The organism is Streptomyces sp. NPDC005485 (assembly GCF_040606085.1).
Classification (GTDB): Bacteria; Actinomycetota; Actinomycetes; order Streptomycetales; family Streptomycetaceae; genus Streptomyces.
Map to the genome: position 1 here is coordinate 1 of NZ_JBEXDZ010000212.1, position 14,168 is coordinate 14,168.

Genomic DNA, 14,168 nt, shown 5'->3' on the forward strand with positions numbered 1-14,168 from the left:
TCCCCCCCCCTGCTAAACCGCCGGTGGGGCCCACCCGAACCAGGGTGCGCCCCACCGGCGTACGTACGAGCAGAGCAGAGCGGAAGGACCCGGCTCAGCCGAGCGGCAGCCCGTTCAGCGGCAGCCCGTGCGTGGGCAGCCCGCTGTTGGCCAGCGGCAGCCCGCCGAGCAGCCCCGCCACCGGCGCGGTCGGCCCGTCGGCGAGGATGCGCGCGGCGGCCGGCTGAGCCGCGGCCACACCCGCGCCCAGCGCGCTCTGGCCCTGGGCGAGCGCCTCGCCCGCGCCGGGCAGCGCCTTGGCGACGTTCTCCGCCGGCAGCGTCTGGGTGACGGTGCTCAGCGCCGAGGAGGCGTCCGGCACGGCGGGCGCGGCGTTCGCGGCACCCGCGCCCGCGGCGGCGAAGGCGGCACCGAGGGCGGCGACACCGAGGGTCTTGGCAGCAGACTGCTTCATTTTGAATGCGTCCTTGGGTCCGTGAGACGGGGAGGTGAGCGGTCCAAGACCGTAAACACGCAAACCCGCCCTCCGCAAACATCAAAAAGCGGCCGAGTCATGGAGACCCGACCGCTTTTCCAAGCCTTCCCTCACCCACCACCCGGAGAATAACCGCAGGTGGAGAGCTTCTACCGGAACAGCCATTCGGCTTTCAGCTCGGCATAGCCGGGCTTGACCACGTCATTGATCATGGCCAGTCGTTCATCGAAAGGAATGAATGCTGACTTCATAGCATTGACCGAGAACCACTGGAGATCGTCGAGCGTATAGGCGAACGCCTCGACAAGGTGCTCGAATTCCCGGCTCATGCTGGTACCCGACATAAGCCGGTTGTCCGTGTTCACGGTCGCCCTGAAATGCAGCTTCCGCAGCAGCCCGATCGGGTGCTCCGCGTACGAGGCGGCGGCGCCGGTCTGGAGGTTGGAGCTGGGGCACAGCTCCAACGGGATCCGCTTGTCGCGGACGTACGAGGCGAGCCGCCCGAGTTGCACCGAGCCGTCGTCGGCGACCTCGATGTCGTCGATGATGCGGACCCCGTGCCCGAGCCGGTCGGCGCCGCACCACTGGAGGGCCTGCCAGATGGACGGCAGCCCGAAGGCCTCGCCCGCGTGGATGGTGAAGTGGTTGTTCTCGCGCTTGAGGTACTCGAACGCGTCGAGGTGCCGGGTGGGCGGGAACCCGGCCTCGGCGCCCGCGATGTCGAAGCCGACGACGCCGACATCCCGGTAGCGGTTGGCGAGTTCGGCGATCTCCAGCGCACGGGCGGCGTGCCGCATGGCGGTGAGCAGCGCACCGACGCGGATGCGGTGACCGTTCTCCCGCGCCCGCCGCTCCCCTTCCCTGAAGCCCTCGTTGACGGCCTCGACGACCTCTTCGAGGGTGAGCCCGGCCTCCAGGTGCTGTTCGGGCGCGTAGCGCACCTCGGCGTAGACGACGCCGTCCTCGGCGAGGTCCTCGGCGCACTCGGCGGCCACCCGGACGAGTGCCTCGCGGGTCTGCATGACGGCACAGGTGTGCGCGAAGGTCTCCAAGTACCGTTCCAGGGAACCGGAGTCGGCGGCCTCGCGGAACCACAGACCGAGCTTGTCGGCGTCGGTCTCGGGGAGACCCTCGTAGCCCGCCGCACGGGCGAGTTCGACGATCGTGCCGGGGCGCAGGCCCCCGTCGAGGTGATCGTGCAGCAGGACCTTGGGCGCCCGGCGGATCTGTTCCGAGCTCGGGATGTTCTGGATCTGGCTCGTCATTTCCGCACTCTAACGCCTACGCGCGTAGAGCTCCGGTAACGCCGATCCGTCGATACGCAAAGGTGACCCTGCGGACGGGTGGCGTACACCGACGCTTCTGACACTGTTCTGTCATGGCACAGCAAGCGACGCCGGTTCGCAGGGCCCGGCTGGGGAGGGCGCTCGGCCCGGAACCGACGGCGGTGAGCGGAGTGGTGCTGCTGCTCCCGGCCGGCGAGGAGGTCTCGGCCCGTAAGCCGTCCCCCATGGCGGCGACCGCCTCCGTACGGGCGCTGGGGCGCCGTCTGGTGCGGGCGGGACGGACGGAAGGCCTGGTCACCCACGTGGTGCACTACCGGTTTCGGGGCTGGAACGGCAGCGAGGCGCATCTCGCCCGCGACGCGTCCTGGGCCGCCGACGAGGTCGTACGCCGCTACGGTGACGTCCCCGTCTGCCTCGCCGGGATGGACATGGGCGGCCGCGCGGCACTGCACGCGGGCGGCCACGAGGCCGTCAACTCCGTGCTGGCGCTCGCCCCCTGGCTGCCCGAGGAGGACGTGGCGGCGCCACCCGAACCGGTGAAGCAGCTGGCCGGACGGCGCGTGCTGATCGTGCACGGCACCAACGACGCGCGCAGCGACCCGGAGTTGTCGTTCCGCCTCGCGGCGCGCGCGAAGAAGGCCAACCGCGACATCTGCCGCTTCGAGGTGCACTCCGACGGACACTCGCTGTCCCAGCACCGGGGCGAAGTCCTGTCGCTGGCCGAGGACTTCGTACTGGGTACGCTGTTCGGCCGGGCCTTCTCGCGCCCGGTGGAGGACGCGCTCGCGGCGCCGCCACCGCTCGGGCTGCGGATGCCGCTGGCCGCGGGGTTCGGACAGTCGCTGCGGCGCTGACGGAAGTCGGCCGGGCGCCGGTCCGACGTCGGTCAGGCATCAGTCGGGAAGCAGATGGCCCCGTCGTGACAGCAGGAACTTCTTGAAGGCGGCGACCGGCGGGGTGTCCTGGTGGCCGTCGAGCCAGGCGACGCCGATCTCGCGCGCCGCGCGCGGCGCCGTGACCGTCAGCTCGACAACTCCCGGGCGGGGCACGGCCGGTGGCGGCAGGAGGGCGACTCCGAGCCCGGCCGCGACCAGGCCCCGCAGCGTCTCGGCCTCCTCGCCCTCGAAGGCGATGCGCGGCTTGAAGCCCGCCTCCTTGCAGAGATCGTCGGTGATACGGCGCATGCCGTAGCCGGGTTCGAGGGTCACGAATGTCTCGTCGGCCGCCTCGGCGAGTCGGACGCGCCTGCGCGAGGCGAGGCGGTGGTCGACGGGGACCACGAGTCGGAGCTTCTGCTCGTCGAGGCGGCGGGCCATCAGGTCGGGCGCGTCCGGCACCGGCGAGGTGAGGCACAGGTCCAGCTCCCCCGAGCGCAGCCCTTCCAGCATCGCCTCGCCGTAGTTCTGGACGAGGCTGAAGCGGACCCGGGGGTGGTCGACGCGGAAGGCGCGGATGAGCCCAGGGACCGTTTCGGAACCCATGGTGTGCAGGAAGCCGAAGGCGACCTTGCCAGTGGCCGGGTCGGCGTCCGCGCGCACCTCGTCGGCCGCCCGCTCGATCTCGGCCAGCGCCCTCTCCACCGAGGTGAGAAACGTCCGCCCGGCCGCCGTCAACGCGACCGTGCGGCCGCGGCGGGCGAACAGGTCGACGCCCAGGTCCTGTTCGAGCCGGACCATCGCGCGCGACAGCGTCGACTGCGGCACCTGCATCTCCTGCGCGGCCCGGGTGACGTGCTCGGTGCGGGCGACTCCGGCGAAGTACGCGAGCCGCGGCGCGAGCAGCCTCGACATGTGCGCGCTGTCTTCTGTGTCACTGGACGGTGACAGACGACTCTCTGACCTCTGCTGATGCACCATGGGAACGATTATGACGATTCCATGCATTGGACGGATGAAGGGTGGCTGTTTAGGTTCGAGACATGCCTTCCGCCAGTACCGGGGCGTCCACCGTCGTGGACGCCCCCACCGCCGCCGTTCCCGCCGCCGCCTCCGTCGCCTCCATCGACCTCGACTCCCGTATGGCCCCCGGCGGGCCCGGCTATCGGCGGATGAGCTTCGCGCTCTTCCTCGCCGGGGTCGCGACCTTCGCGCTCCTCTACTCCACGCAGGCCCTGCTGCCGCTCGTCTCCTCCGACTTCGGGGTGAGCGCGAGCCGGGCGAGCTGGACGGTGTCCGCGGCGACGGGCGCGCTGGCGCTGTTCGTCCTGCCGATGAGCGCCCTTTCGGAGCGGTTCGGGCGGCGTACGGTGATGACGGCGTCGCTGGCGATCGCCGTGACGGTCGGGATGCTGGTCCCCTTCGCCCCCTCCATCGGCGCGCTCATCGCGCTGCGGGCCGTCCAGGGTGCGGCGCTCGCCGGGCTTCCCGCCTCGGCCACGGCGTACCTCGCGGAGGAAGTGCGGCCCAAGGCGCTGATCACCGCGATCGGGCTGTTCGTCGCGGGCAACAGCGTCGGCGGGATGAGCGGACGGGTCATCACCGGGTGGGTCGCGCAGGAGTGGGGCTGGCGGGTCGCCGTCGGCGTGATCGGGATCGTCGCGGTCGGCTGCGCGATCGCCTTCCGGCTGCTGCTGCCCGCGCCGCGGCACTTCGTGGCGGGGTCACTGCGGCCGCGGGTGCTGGCCCGTACCGTCCGTGACCACCTCGCGAACCCCCTGCTGCGCCGGCTGTACGCGATCGGTGCGCTGTTCATGATGGTGTTCGGCGGGGTCTACACGGTGATCGGGTACCGGCTGACCGAGGCGCCGTTCTCCTTGCCGCAGGGCATCGTCGGGTCGATCTTCCTGGTGTACCTGGTCGGTACGGTCTCGGCGTCCACGGCCGGGAAGCTGGTGGGCCGGCTCGGGCGGCGCGGGGCGCTCTACCTCGCGGGCGGCACCACGGCCTCGGGGCTGCTGCTGTCGCTGGCCGACTCGCTGGTCGTCGTACTGCTCGGGCTGGTGCTGATCACCGCCGGATTCTTCGCGGGGCACGCGGTCGCGTCGTCGTCCGTGAGCCATACGGCGAAGCGGGGACGGGCGCAGGCTTCGGCGCTGTACCAGTCGGCGTACTACGTCGGGTCCAGCGCGGGCAGCACGCTGGGCGCGGTCGCGTTCCACTCGGGTGGGTGGGGCGGGACGGTGGGGCTTGGGTTGCTGGCGGTGCTCGGGGTCGTGGGTATCACGGTGGCGGGGTCCCATGCGGCACGGCGGTCGTCGCCGGTCGGCGTGGGCGCCTGAGGCCGGGGCGCCTGCGGGCCTCGTTACTGCGGGCAATCGTGCCGCCAGGGGCGGCACGGGTGGGCGCAGCGGCACCCCGTGAACGCCGGGCTGCGTGACCCACCCCTGCCCAGCACCAACCCCGGGTGACAAGGAAACAAGGGGCGCCCGGGGTTTGCCCACCCACCCCGGGTGAGCGTTCAAACCAGGGGTGAGAGGGGTTTGCCCACCCACCCAGGTACCCGGGGTTTGCCCGCCCACCCCCGTGAGCTGGGGGTTTTCGTGGTTGGGGGGTCATTGTCAGTGGGCTGCGGTAGCTTCCGGGGTGTCGGCACAACGGTGCGTCGGCACGACGGAGACAGCCACAGGGGTGGGTTGGCCATGAGCGACGGTACGGCGACGAGCACGGACCTCGACGTCCGGCTGGAGAAGCACCGGGTCGAGCTGACGGGGTACTGCTACCGGATGCTGGGCTCCTCCTTCGAGGCCGAGGACGCCGTGCAGGACACGATGGTCCGCGCCTGGCGCAGCTACGACAAGTTCGAGGGCCGCTCCTCGATGCGGTCCTGGCTGTACCGGATCGCGACGAACGTATGCCTGGACATGCTGAACGCGGGAAACAAGAGGGCCCGGCCCATGGATCTGACAGCACCCTCGCCGCTGGCCCAGGCGGCGCTCACCCCTCGCGCGGACAACACCTGGCTGGAGCCGATGCCCGACGCCCGGGTCCTGCCGACGGTCAGCGACCCGGCCGAGGCCGCGGTGGCCAAGGAGTCGGTGCGGCTCGCGTTCATGGCCGCCCTGCAGCAACTGCCGCCCAAGCAGCGGGCCGTGCTCATCCTGCGCGAGGTGCTGGCGTGGAAGGCCGCCGAGGTCGCCGAGCTCCTCGGTACCACCGTCGCCTCGGTCAACAGCGCGCTCCAGCGGGCCCGCGCGACCCTCGCCGACAGCGACGCCACGGGTGCGGAGGCGGCCACCTCCGACCCGCTCGACGAGGAGCAGCAGAAGCTTCTGGAGCGCTATGTCGCGGCGTTCGAGGGATACGACATGACGGCGCTGACCGCGCTCCTCCACGAGGACGCGATCATGACGATGCCGCCGTTCGACCTGTGGCTGCGCGGCACGGACGACATCACCGGGTTCATGACGACGCTGGGCGCTCCCTGCGAGGGCTCGCGTCTGGTCCCGGTCGAGGTCAACGGACTGCCGGGCTTCGCGCAGTACAAGCCGGACCCGGAGTCGGGCGGCTATGTGCCGTGGGCCGTGCAGGTGCTGGAGATCTCAAAGGGGCGGATCACCGGGTTCCACTGCTTCCTGGACACCGCCCGCTGGTTCCCGCTCTTCGGGCTGCCCCTCAGCCTCGAAGCGGAGGCCGACCAGGTCGAGTAGGGCGCGCAGGGCCGGGTCGGGTCCCCGCAGCCGTATCCGGCCCCCGGCCCGCCGGGCGGCGAGCTCCAGTCTGGCCAGTACGTCGACGGCGGCCAGGCCCGGCGGCCCGATGCCCGCGACATCGCAGACCACGACCCCGTCCCCGGTGGCCTCCAGCAGTGCGCGCACGTCGTCGCAGAGCCGGGGTACGTCGTCCCGATGGACGGGTCCCGGCAGGGCGAGTACGGCAGGTGTCGTGGCATCCACGCTCGGTAGACCAGCCGAGGGCGCGGAACTCATCGGCGGACGGTGCGTCACCGGCTCCGGCATGCCGAACGGGACCGGCGGAGGTCCACCGGTCCCGTTCCGACTCAAGGAGACAGCGCAGGTCAGGCGATTCGCTCCAGGACCACCGGGGCGGCCTTGAAGTCCGTGCCCGCGGCCGCGATGTCGTACGAGCCCTCGACGGACTGAAGGGCGTACTCGAAGCGCTCCGGGGTGTCCGTGTGCAGGGTCAGCAGGGGCTGGCCCGCGGTGACCGTGTCGCCGGGCTTGGCGTGGAGCTCGACGCCCGCGGCGGCCTGCACCGGGTCCTCCTTGCGGGCGCGTCCGGCGCCCAGGCGCCAGGCGGCGATGCCGATGTCGTAGGCGTCGAGGCGGGTGAGGACACCGGAGGAGGGAGCCGTGACGACGTGCTGCTCGCGGGAGGTGGGCAGTTCGGCGTCCGGGTCGCCGCCCTGGGCGGCGATCATGCGGCGCCAGACGTCCATCGCGGAGCCGTCGGCCAGGGCCTTCGCCGGGTCGGCGTCCTTCACGCCCGCCGCGTCGAGCATCTCGCGCGCCAGGGCGATCGTCAGCTCGACGACGTCGGAGGGGCCGCCGCCCGCCAGGACCTCGACGGACTCGCGGACCTCCAGGGCGTTGCCCGCCGTGAGGCCGAGAGGGGTGGACATGTCGGTGAGGAGGGCTACCGTCTTCACGCCGTGGTCCGTGCCGAGGCCGACCATGGTGGAGGCCAGTTCGCGGGCGTCCTCGATGGTCTTCATGAAGGCGCCGGTGCCGACCTTCACGTCCAGGACCAGCGAGCCGGTGCCCTCGGCGATCTTCTTGGACATGATGGAGGAGGCGATGAGGGGGATCGCCTCGACCGTGCCGGTCACGTCACGCAGGGCGTAGAGCTTCTTGTCGGCGGGGGCCAGGCCGTCGCCCGCCGCGCAGATCACCGCGCCCGTGGTGTCGAGGACGTGCAGCATCTCCTCGTTGGAGAGCAGCGCGCGCCAGCCGGGGATCGACTCCAGCTTGTCGAGGGTGCCGCCGGTGTGGCCGAGGCCGCGCCCGGACAGCTGCGGGACGGCAGCGCCGCAGGCCGCCACGAGTGGGGCCAGCGGCAGCGTGATCTTGTCGCCGACGCCGCCCGTGGAGTGCTTGTCGGCGGTCGGGCGGGACAGCGCGGAGAACTCCATGCGCTCGCCGGAGGCGATCATCGCGGCGGTCCAGCGGGCGATCTCGCGGCGGTTCATGCCGTTGAGCAGGATCGCCATGTTGAGGGCGGCCATCTGGTAGTCCGCGACCTCGCCGCGGGTGTACGCGTCGATGACCCAGTCGATCTGCTCGTCGCTGAACTCACCGCGGTCGCGCTTGGTGCGGATGACGGAGACGGCGTCCATGGCCATGGCTTTCCTTCCGAAGACTTCGAAAATCCGCGGCCCCTCCCGATCGGTCGTCCATCGTCCGATCGTCGGGAGGGGCCGCACAGGCGTTACTTGGTGAGGTACTCCGGCCCGAAGGCCTGCGGCAGCATCTCGGAGAGCGGCAGGATTCCGGCCGGGGTCTCCAGGATCAGTTCGGGCCCGCCGAACTCGTAGAGCAGCTGTCGGCAGCGCCCGCACGGCACGAGGATCTCGCCCCGCCCGTCGACGCAGGTGAAGTGCGTCAGGCGGCCGCCGCCGGTGTTCTGCAGCTGCGAGACCAGTCCGCACTCGGCGCACAGTCCGAGCCCGTACGAGGCGTTCTCGACGTTGCAGCCGGTGATGACGCGGCCGTCGTCGACGCGCGCCGCGACTCCGACGGGGTAGCGCGAGTACGGGGCGTACGCACGGGACATGGCGTCCCGCGCGGCGGCGCGCAGGGCCTCCCAGTCGACGGTCACGGAGCCCTCGTCGGCGGAGGTCACTTGCCCTGTCCCTTGCGGTAGGGCAGGCCGTCGGCCTTCGGCATCCGCAGGCGCTGCGCGGAGAGCGAGAGGACCAGCAGGGTGATGACGTACGGCGTGGCGGTGACGATCTGGCTGGGGACCTCGTCCGTCAGGGCGTACCAGAGGAAGACGAGCACGCCGATCACGAGAGCGATCACGGCGGGCACCAGCTTCTTCTGGATCAGCAGCCAGATCGCGCCGATGACCAGCAGGAGAGCGCCGAGCAGCAGCAGCGCGTGGACGTTTTCCGAGCCGCCGCGCAGGTGGAGGCTGTCGGTGTAGCCGAACAGGCCCGCACCGAGGGCGAGTCCGCCCGGCATCCAGTTGCCGAAGATCATCGCGGCGAGACCGATGTAACCGCGGCCGCTGGTCTGGCCCTCCAGGTAGAAGGGGTTGGCGACGATGGAGAGGAAGACTCCGCCGAGGCCGGCCAGACCGCCGGAGATGATGACGGCGAGGTACTTGTACTTGTAGACGTTGACGCCGAGGGACTCGGCGGCCACCGGGTTCTCACCGCAGGAACGCAGGCGCAGACCGAAAGAGGTGCGCCACAGGATCCACCAGCTGGCGGGAACCAGCGCGATGGCGATCAGGGTCAGCCAGGACACGTTGGTGACGAGACCGCCGAGCAGGCCGGCGATGTCCGAGACGAAGAACCAGCCCTTCTGGTTGAGGGTGCTGAGTCCGTGGGAGAGCCCTGGCACGGTGAAGTCGCCGAGTGAGTCGACCGGCGGGGACTGCTTCGCCGAGCCACCCTCCTTGCCCTCGAAGGCGAGCGGGGCGAGGTAGCGGGTGGCGCCGAGCGCCAGGATGTTGATGGCCACACCGGAGACGATGTGGTTGACGTTGAAGGTGATCGTGACGATCGCGTGCAGCAGGCCACCGATGCAGCCGCCGATGATGCCGATGACGACACCGGTCCACGGGCCCCACTGGTAGCCGGCCCAGGCGCCGAACCAGGTGCCGAGGATCATCATGCCTTCGAGGCCGATGTTGACGACGCCCGCGCGCTCGGCCCACAGACCGCCGAGACCGGCCAGGCCGATCGGGACGGCCAGTTCGAGAGCGGTGGACATCTGGCTGACGTTGGTGATGCCGTCGGCGCCGGTGATGATGCGGACGATCGAGGTCAGCGCCAGGGCGCCCGCGATGACCAGCAGAAGGGCGGGCAGCGACATTCGTCGACCGCTGGGCGCCGCGGGCTGCAGCGTGGGCTGGTTGACGTCGGTTGCGGTGGTCATCGGCCCGCCACCTCCTTCTTGGTGTTGTTGTCAGAGGAGGCGCCGAGGACGTTGCCCGCGGCGAGCTCCGCGCCGACGCGGCGCTGCTGGCGACGGAGACCCCACTCGCGTACGCCCTCGTACGAGACGACGACCGCGATCACGATCAGGCCCTGCATGATGACCGCGATCTCTTTGTCGTAGCCGTGGAAGTCGAGTTCGGGCGAGGCCTTGTCGAGCCAGGCCCAGAGCAGGGAGGCGAAGGCGATGCCCGTCGGGCTGTTGCGGCCCAGCAGGGCGATGCCGATGCCGATGAAACCGATGCCGGTCGGGAAGTTCAGGCTGTAGGTGTGCGAGTCACCGAGCAGGATCGGCAGGCCCGCGAGGCCCGCCAGGCCGCCGGAGAGCAGCATGGCGGTGAGCACCATGCGCTTGGGGTTCACACCACTGGCCGCGGCGGCGGACTCGGAGGCGCCCGAGGCGCGCAGGTCGAAACCGAAGCGGGTGCGGTTGAGGACGACCCAGTAGCCGATGCCGAGCAGGGCGGCGAGGATGACCAGGCCGTAGATCTCGCCGGCGTCGCCCATGTTGAAGCCGGGCACCCAGCCGGACTTCTTCATCTCGCCGGTGGTGTTGTTGTTGCCGGCCTTGACGCCGAAGACGTCGGGCAGCCACAGGTAGGCGATCACTGAGGTCGCGATCGCGTTGAGCATGATCGTCGCGACGACCTCGCTGACGCCCCGGGTGACCTTGAGGACGCCCGCGATGCCGGCCCAGAACGCGCCCGTGAGGATTGCGGTCAGCATCAGCAGCGGGACCTGGAGCGCCGCGGGCAGCGCGACGTGGGCGCCGACGACCGCGGCCATCATGGCGGCGAGCTGGTACTGCCCGTCCACGCCGATGTTGAACAGGTTCATGCGGAAGCCGACGGCCACCGCGAGGGCCGCGATGTAGTACAGGGTGGCCTGGTTGATGATCAGGACCTGGATGTCGGAGAACGTGGCCTGCTCGAACATGATCGAGTACGGCTCGAACGGGCTCTTCCCCGAGGCGAGCAGCACGACCGAGGTCAGTGCCACGGCCACGACGAGCGCGATGACCGGCCCGGCCACCGCGAGGAGCAGGCGCTCCTTGTCGAACTTCTTCATCAGCGGGCCTCGTCTTCCGGGGCGTCTGCCGGGGTCTCGGCGGGCTCTTCGAGCTCTGCCTGCTCGGCGAGCTCTTCGTTCTCCAGGTGCCCGGAGGCGGCGCCGGTCATGGCCGTGCCGAGCTCCTCCGGGGTGATGGTCGCCGGGTCGGCGTCCGCGACCAGCTTGCCGTTGTAGATCACCCGGAGGGTGTCGGACAGGCCGATCAGCTCGTCCAGGTCGGCGGAGATCAGCAGGACGGCCAGGCCCTCACGGCGGGCCGCACGGATGTGGTCCCAGATCGCGGCCTGCGCGCCGACGTCCACACCGCGGGTGGGGTGGGCGGCGATCAGGAAGCGCGGCTGGTGGCTCATCTCGCGGCCGACGATCAGCTTCTGCTGGTTGCCGCCGGAGAGGGAGGCCGCGGTGACGTCGATGCCGGGGGTACGGACGTCGTACTCCTCGACGATCCGGCGGGTGTCGGCCTGGGCGGCCTTCGGGGCCAGCCAGAAGCCCTTGGCGTTGGGCTTCTCGGTGACATGGCCGAGGATGCGGTTCTCCCAGAGGGGGGCCTCCAGGAGCAGGCCGTGGCGGTGGCGGTCCTCCGGGATGTAGCCGATGCCCTCCTCACGGCGCTTGCGGGTGGGCAGCGAGGTGATGTCGTCGCCGAGGAAGCGGATGGTGCCCGAGTCCGCGGACTTGAGGCCGATCAGCGCGTCGATGAGCTCGGTCTGACCGTTGCCCTCGACACCGGCGATGCCCAGTACCTCGCCCGCGTGGATCGTGAACGAGATGTCGTCGAGGAGACGCCGTACGGAACCGCGCTTGACCTCGTCCATGAGCAGGCCGGCCGACGATTTGCCGGTCGACACCATGCCCGAGGCGTAGACCGTGAGGTCCTTGACCTCGATCACGGCCTTGTCGGTGACCGTCGACTCCGCGGTCTCCGGCGTCGGCAGCTCGCTGCCGACCATCAGCTCCGCGAGCTGGCGCGGGGTGGTCTCGGACGGTACGGCGGTGCCGACCGTGGTGCCGCGCCGGATCACCGTGATCTCGTCGGCGACCGAGAGGACCTCGCCCAGCTTGTGGGAGATGAAGATGACCGACAGGCCCTCGGACTTGAGCTCGCGGAGGTTCGCGAAGAGCGCGTTGACCTCCTGCGGGACGAGGACCGCGGTGGGCTCGTCGAGGATCAGGATCCTGGCGCCGCGGTAGAGGACCTTGAGGATCTCCACGCGCTGACGGTCGGCGACACCGAGTTCCTCGACGAGGACGTCGGGGCGCACGCCGAGGCCGTACCGCTTGGAGATGTCCAGGATCTGGCGGCGGGCCCGGCCGCCGATGCCGTACAGCTTCTCGCTGCCCAGGACGACGTTCTCCAGGACCGTGAGGTTGTCGGCGAGCATGAAGTGCTGGTGGACCATGCCGATGCCGCGCGCGATGGCGTCGGCGGGCGAGGAGAAGACGACGTGCTCGCCGTCGACGGCGATGGTGCCCTCGTCCGGCTTCTGCATGCCGTAGAGGATCTTCATCAGCGTGGACTTGCCGGCACCGTTCTCACCGACGAGGGCGTGGACCGTGCCCTGGCGGACGCTGAGGTGGATGTCGTGGTTGGCCACGACGCCGGGAAATCGCTTCGTGATCCCGGCGAGTTCGACTGCGGTCACCTGACCGTTGACCGCGCCGGCCGGAGGGCTGCTGGACGCGTTGATGGCGCACTCTCCTGAGGGAAAGGGGGTCGTCTACGCGCGTAGCGCCCCTACGGCAACGAAAGGGGCGACGCGCCGCAAGAACGGGGTGCAGGGAGCAGACTCCCTGTACCCCGTTGAGCGGACGTAACCCCGCGGTTACTGGGCGGCTCCGGGGAAGGCCGGGCGGGAACTTCCCCGGGACCGCTTGCTGCTCCTGAGGTTCTGCTCGTCAGCTGGTCTTGACCTTGATCTCGCCGCTGATGATCTTCTCCTTGGCTGCCTTGACGGCGTCCTGGATCGCGGTGTTGCTCTGGTAGACCGGGTTGGAATCAGCCAGGCCGACCTCGCCGGACTTCAGGTCGCCCCGAACGATACCGCTCTCGGGCTTGCCGTCCTTGACCGACTTCGCGAGGTTGTAGACCGCCTTGGCGACATCCTTGGTCGCGGAGGTCAGGATCGAGTCCTTGTACTTCGCGAGGGCTTCCTGCTTGTACTGGTCGGAGTCGACACCGATCGCCCACACCTTGCCGGCGGACGCGGCCTCGATGACACCCTGACCGGAGAGACCGGCCGCCGCGTAGACGACGTCGGCCTTCTTCTCTATCTGGCCCTCGGCGGCCGTCTTGCCCTTGTCGGGGCTGGAGAAGCCACCCTCCTGCGCGGTCTGCGTCAGGTACTGCGAAAGCACCTTGACCTTGCCACCGCTGGTGTCCTTGACACCCTGCTCGAAGCCCGCCTCGAACTTGTGGATCAGCGGGACGTCCACGCCGCCCACGAAACCGACCGTGTTCGTCTTGGTGGCCTTGGCCGCCGCGACACCGGCGAGGTAGGAGGCCTCCTGCTCGGAGAAGACCAGGTCCGCGACGTTCTTCGACTCGACCGTGGAGTCGTCGACGATGCCGAAGGTGGTGTTGGGGAACTTCGCCGCGGCCTCCTTGACGGCCGGGCCGTACGCGTAGCCGATGCCGATGACCGGGTTGTAGCCCTGCTTGGCCAGCGAGACCAGACGCTGCGTCTTGTCGGCGTCGGTCTCACCCTCGGTGGGCTCGACGTCGGCGGTCTTGTAGCCGAACTCCTTCCGCGCCTTGTCCAGGCCGGAGAACGCGGCGTCGTTGAAGGACTGGTCGCCCTTGCCACCGACGTCGTACGCGATGGCGAGACCCTTGGCACCCTTCGACTCCGACGAGCTGCTGCTCTCGCTGGAGGTACCGCCGCAGGCGGTGAGGGCGAGGGCGAGCGAGGCGGTCGCAGCGCCTGCGAGCGCGATGCGGGGAACCCGGCGCATGTGTTGTGCTCCTGTCGTACAAGCGCCTGGCGGAACGTCCTCGGCGCTGGCTTCGCCGCAGATTAACGCGCGTAGACCAACTAGAAAACCCCTTCTGTCCACCTTGTTATCCGGCTGTGCCCGACGCTACCGGTCCGCCGGGCACAGCCTTGCCTACCGCAAAGGCCCGGTGGCGCTGGGTGACCTGCGCGGGGGACCCTCGACGGCCCGCGGGGAGCCATCGGAGAAGTCTCGGGAAACGTGGAAGCGGGGGGGGGGGGGGCGGGGGGCCCGAAGAACACCCCCGCCGCCACCCACCCGTCACAGCCGGGGATCGACCGGCTCGC

General features: G+C 70.1%; 13 protein-coding genes. 3 read left to right on the forward strand and 10 right to left on the reverse strand.

Annotated features, from left to right (window positions below):
* Window positions 1–94: 94 nt before the first annotated feature.
* Together ABZS97_RS40100 and ABZS97_RS40105 are read right to left on the reverse strand one after the other, a co-directional pair.
* A complete protein-coding gene (locus ABZS97_RS40100; RefSeq protein WP_356147193.1) occupies window positions 95–454 on the reverse strand; it encodes an ATP-binding protein in 360 nt (119 codons plus the stop codon).
* A 170-nt stretch (window positions 455–624) separates the two neighbouring features.
* Window positions 625–1,740 carry an adenosine deaminase gene (locus ABZS97_RS40105; RefSeq protein ID WP_356147196.1) on the reverse strand — a complete coding sequence of 372 codons (1,116 nt, stop codon included), beginning with the start codon at window positions 1,738–1,740 and terminating at the stop codon, window positions 625–627.
* A gap of 113 nt (window positions 1,741–1,853) precedes the next feature.
* Here ABZS97_RS40105 and ABZS97_RS40110 point away from each other — a divergent pair, with 113 nt between their 5' ends.
* The gene (locus ABZS97_RS40110; RefSeq protein WP_356147199.1) at window positions 1,854–2,615 is read left to right on the forward strand and encodes an alpha/beta hydrolase; all 762 of its coding nucleotides are present in this window, start codon (window positions 1,854–1,856) and stop codon (window positions 2,613–2,615) included.
* 39 nt (window positions 2,616–2,654) lie between these two features.
* Here ABZS97_RS40110 and ABZS97_RS40115 read toward each other — a convergent pair whose 3' ends face one another.
* Window positions 2,655–3,617 (reverse strand): LysR substrate-binding domain-containing protein, encoded by a 963-nt coding sequence (locus ABZS97_RS40115; protein WP_356147202.1) that lies wholly within the window; start codon window positions 3,615–3,617, stop codon window positions 2,655–2,657.
* 62 nt (window positions 3,618–3,679) lie between these two features.
* Here ABZS97_RS40115 and ABZS97_RS40120 point away from each other — a divergent pair, with 62 nt between their 5' ends.
* Both ABZS97_RS40120 and ABZS97_RS40125 read left to right on the forward strand, forming a co-directional pair.
* Window positions 3,680–4,978 (forward strand): MFS transporter, encoded by a 1,299-nt coding sequence (locus ABZS97_RS40120; RefSeq protein WP_356147205.1) that lies wholly within the window; start codon window positions 3,680–3,682, stop codon window positions 4,976–4,978.
* Between the two features lie 360 nt (window positions 4,979–5,338).
* A complete protein-coding gene (locus ABZS97_RS40125) occupies window positions 5,339–6,346 on the forward strand; it encodes a sigma-70 family RNA polymerase sigma factor (protein WP_356147208.1) in 1,008 nt (335 codons plus the stop codon).
* On the opposite strand, the gene ABZS97_RS40130 is transcribed toward ABZS97_RS40125, so the two are convergent.
* From ABZS97_RS40130 to ABZS97_RS40160, 7 genes are all read right to left on the reverse strand, one after another.
* Window positions 6,239–6,625, reverse strand: coding sequence for an STAS domain-containing protein (locus tag ABZS97_RS40130; RefSeq protein ID WP_356147211.1), 387 nt, complete (start codon window positions 6,623–6,625; stop codon window positions 6,239–6,241). The two genes, ABZS97_RS40125 and ABZS97_RS40130, sit on opposite strands and share 108 nt — an antisense overlap.
* A gap of 89 nt (window positions 6,626–6,714) precedes the next feature.
* Window positions 6,715–7,998 carry a thymidine phosphorylase gene (locus tag ABZS97_RS40135; protein WP_356147214.1) on the reverse strand — a complete coding sequence of 428 codons (1,284 nt, stop codon included), beginning with the start codon at window positions 7,996–7,998 and terminating at the stop codon, window positions 6,715–6,717.
* Between the two features lie 86 nt (window positions 7,999–8,084).
* The gene (locus tag ABZS97_RS40140; protein ID WP_356147217.1) at window positions 8,085–8,498 is read right to left on the reverse strand and encodes a cytidine deaminase; all 414 of its coding nucleotides are present in this window, start codon (window positions 8,496–8,498) and stop codon (window positions 8,085–8,087) included.
* Entirely contained in the window at window positions 8,495–9,760 is a 1,266-nt protein-coding gene (locus ABZS97_RS40145; protein WP_356147220.1) for an ABC transporter permease, read from the reverse strand. The genes ABZS97_RS40140 and ABZS97_RS40145 overlap by 4 nt, the downstream gene beginning before the upstream one ends.
* Window positions 9,757–10,887, reverse strand: coding sequence for an ABC transporter permease (locus ABZS97_RS40150; RefSeq protein WP_356147223.1), 1,131 nt, complete (start codon window positions 10,885–10,887; stop codon window positions 9,757–9,759). Before ABZS97_RS40150 ends, ABZS97_RS40145 begins: the two co-directional genes overlap by 4 nt.
* Window positions 10,887–12,533, reverse strand: coding sequence for an ABC transporter ATP-binding protein (locus ABZS97_RS40155; protein ID WP_356147226.1), 1,647 nt, complete (start codon window positions 12,531–12,533; stop codon window positions 10,887–10,889). The genes ABZS97_RS40150 and ABZS97_RS40155 overlap by 1 nt, the downstream gene beginning before the upstream one ends.
* A gap of 253 nt (window positions 12,534–12,786) precedes the next feature.
* The gene (locus tag ABZS97_RS40160; RefSeq protein ID WP_356147229.1) at window positions 12,787–13,842 is read right to left on the reverse strand and encodes a BMP family ABC transporter substrate-binding protein; all 1,056 of its coding nucleotides are present in this window, start codon (window positions 13,840–13,842) and stop codon (window positions 12,787–12,789) included.
* Between the last annotated feature and the right edge of the window lie 326 nt (window positions 13,843–14,168).

Bases quoted from the DNA above. Each gene is read 5' to 3' on its own strand.
- ABZS97_RS40100 (WP_356147193.1), bottom strand. From the start codon at position 454: ATGAAGCAGTCTGCTGCCAAGACCCTCGGTGTCGCCGCCCTCGGTGCC.
- ABZS97_RS40105 (WP_356147196.1), bottom strand. From the start codon at position 1,740: ATGACGAGCCAGATCCAGAACATCCCGAGCTCGGAACAGATCCGCCGG.
- ABZS97_RS40110 (WP_356147199.1), top strand. From the start codon at position 1,854: ATGGCACAGCAAGCGACGCCGGTTCGCAGGGCCCGGCTGGGGAGGGCG.
- ABZS97_RS40115 (WP_356147202.1), bottom strand. From the start codon at position 3,617: ATGGTGCATCAGCAGAGGTCAGAGAGTCGTCTGTCACCGTCCAGTGAC.
- ABZS97_RS40120 (WP_356147205.1), top strand. From the start codon at position 3,680: ATGCCTTCCGCCAGTACCGGGGCGTCCACCGTCGTGGACGCCCCCACC.
- ABZS97_RS40125 (WP_356147208.1), top strand. From the start codon at position 5,339: ATGAGCGACGGTACGGCGACGAGCACGGACCTCGACGTCCGGCTGGAG.
- ABZS97_RS40130 (WP_356147211.1), bottom strand. From the start codon at position 6,625: ATGAGTTCCGCGCCCTCGGCTGGTCTACCGAGCGTGGATGCCACGACA.
- ABZS97_RS40135 (WP_356147214.1), bottom strand. From the start codon at position 7,998: ATGGCCATGGACGCCGTCTCCGTCATCCGCACCAAGCGCGACCGCGGT.
- ABZS97_RS40145 (WP_356147220.1), bottom strand. From the start codon at position 9,760: ATGACCACCGCAACCGACGTCAACCAGCCCACGCTGCAGCCCGCGGCG.
- ABZS97_RS40150 (WP_356147223.1), bottom strand. From the start codon at position 10,887: ATGAAGAAGTTCGACAAGGAGCGCCTGCTCCTCGCGGTGGCCGGGCCG.
- ABZS97_RS40160 (WP_356147229.1), bottom strand. From the start codon at position 13,842: ATGCGCCGGGTTCCCCGCATCGCGCTCGCAGGCGCTGCGACCGCCTCG.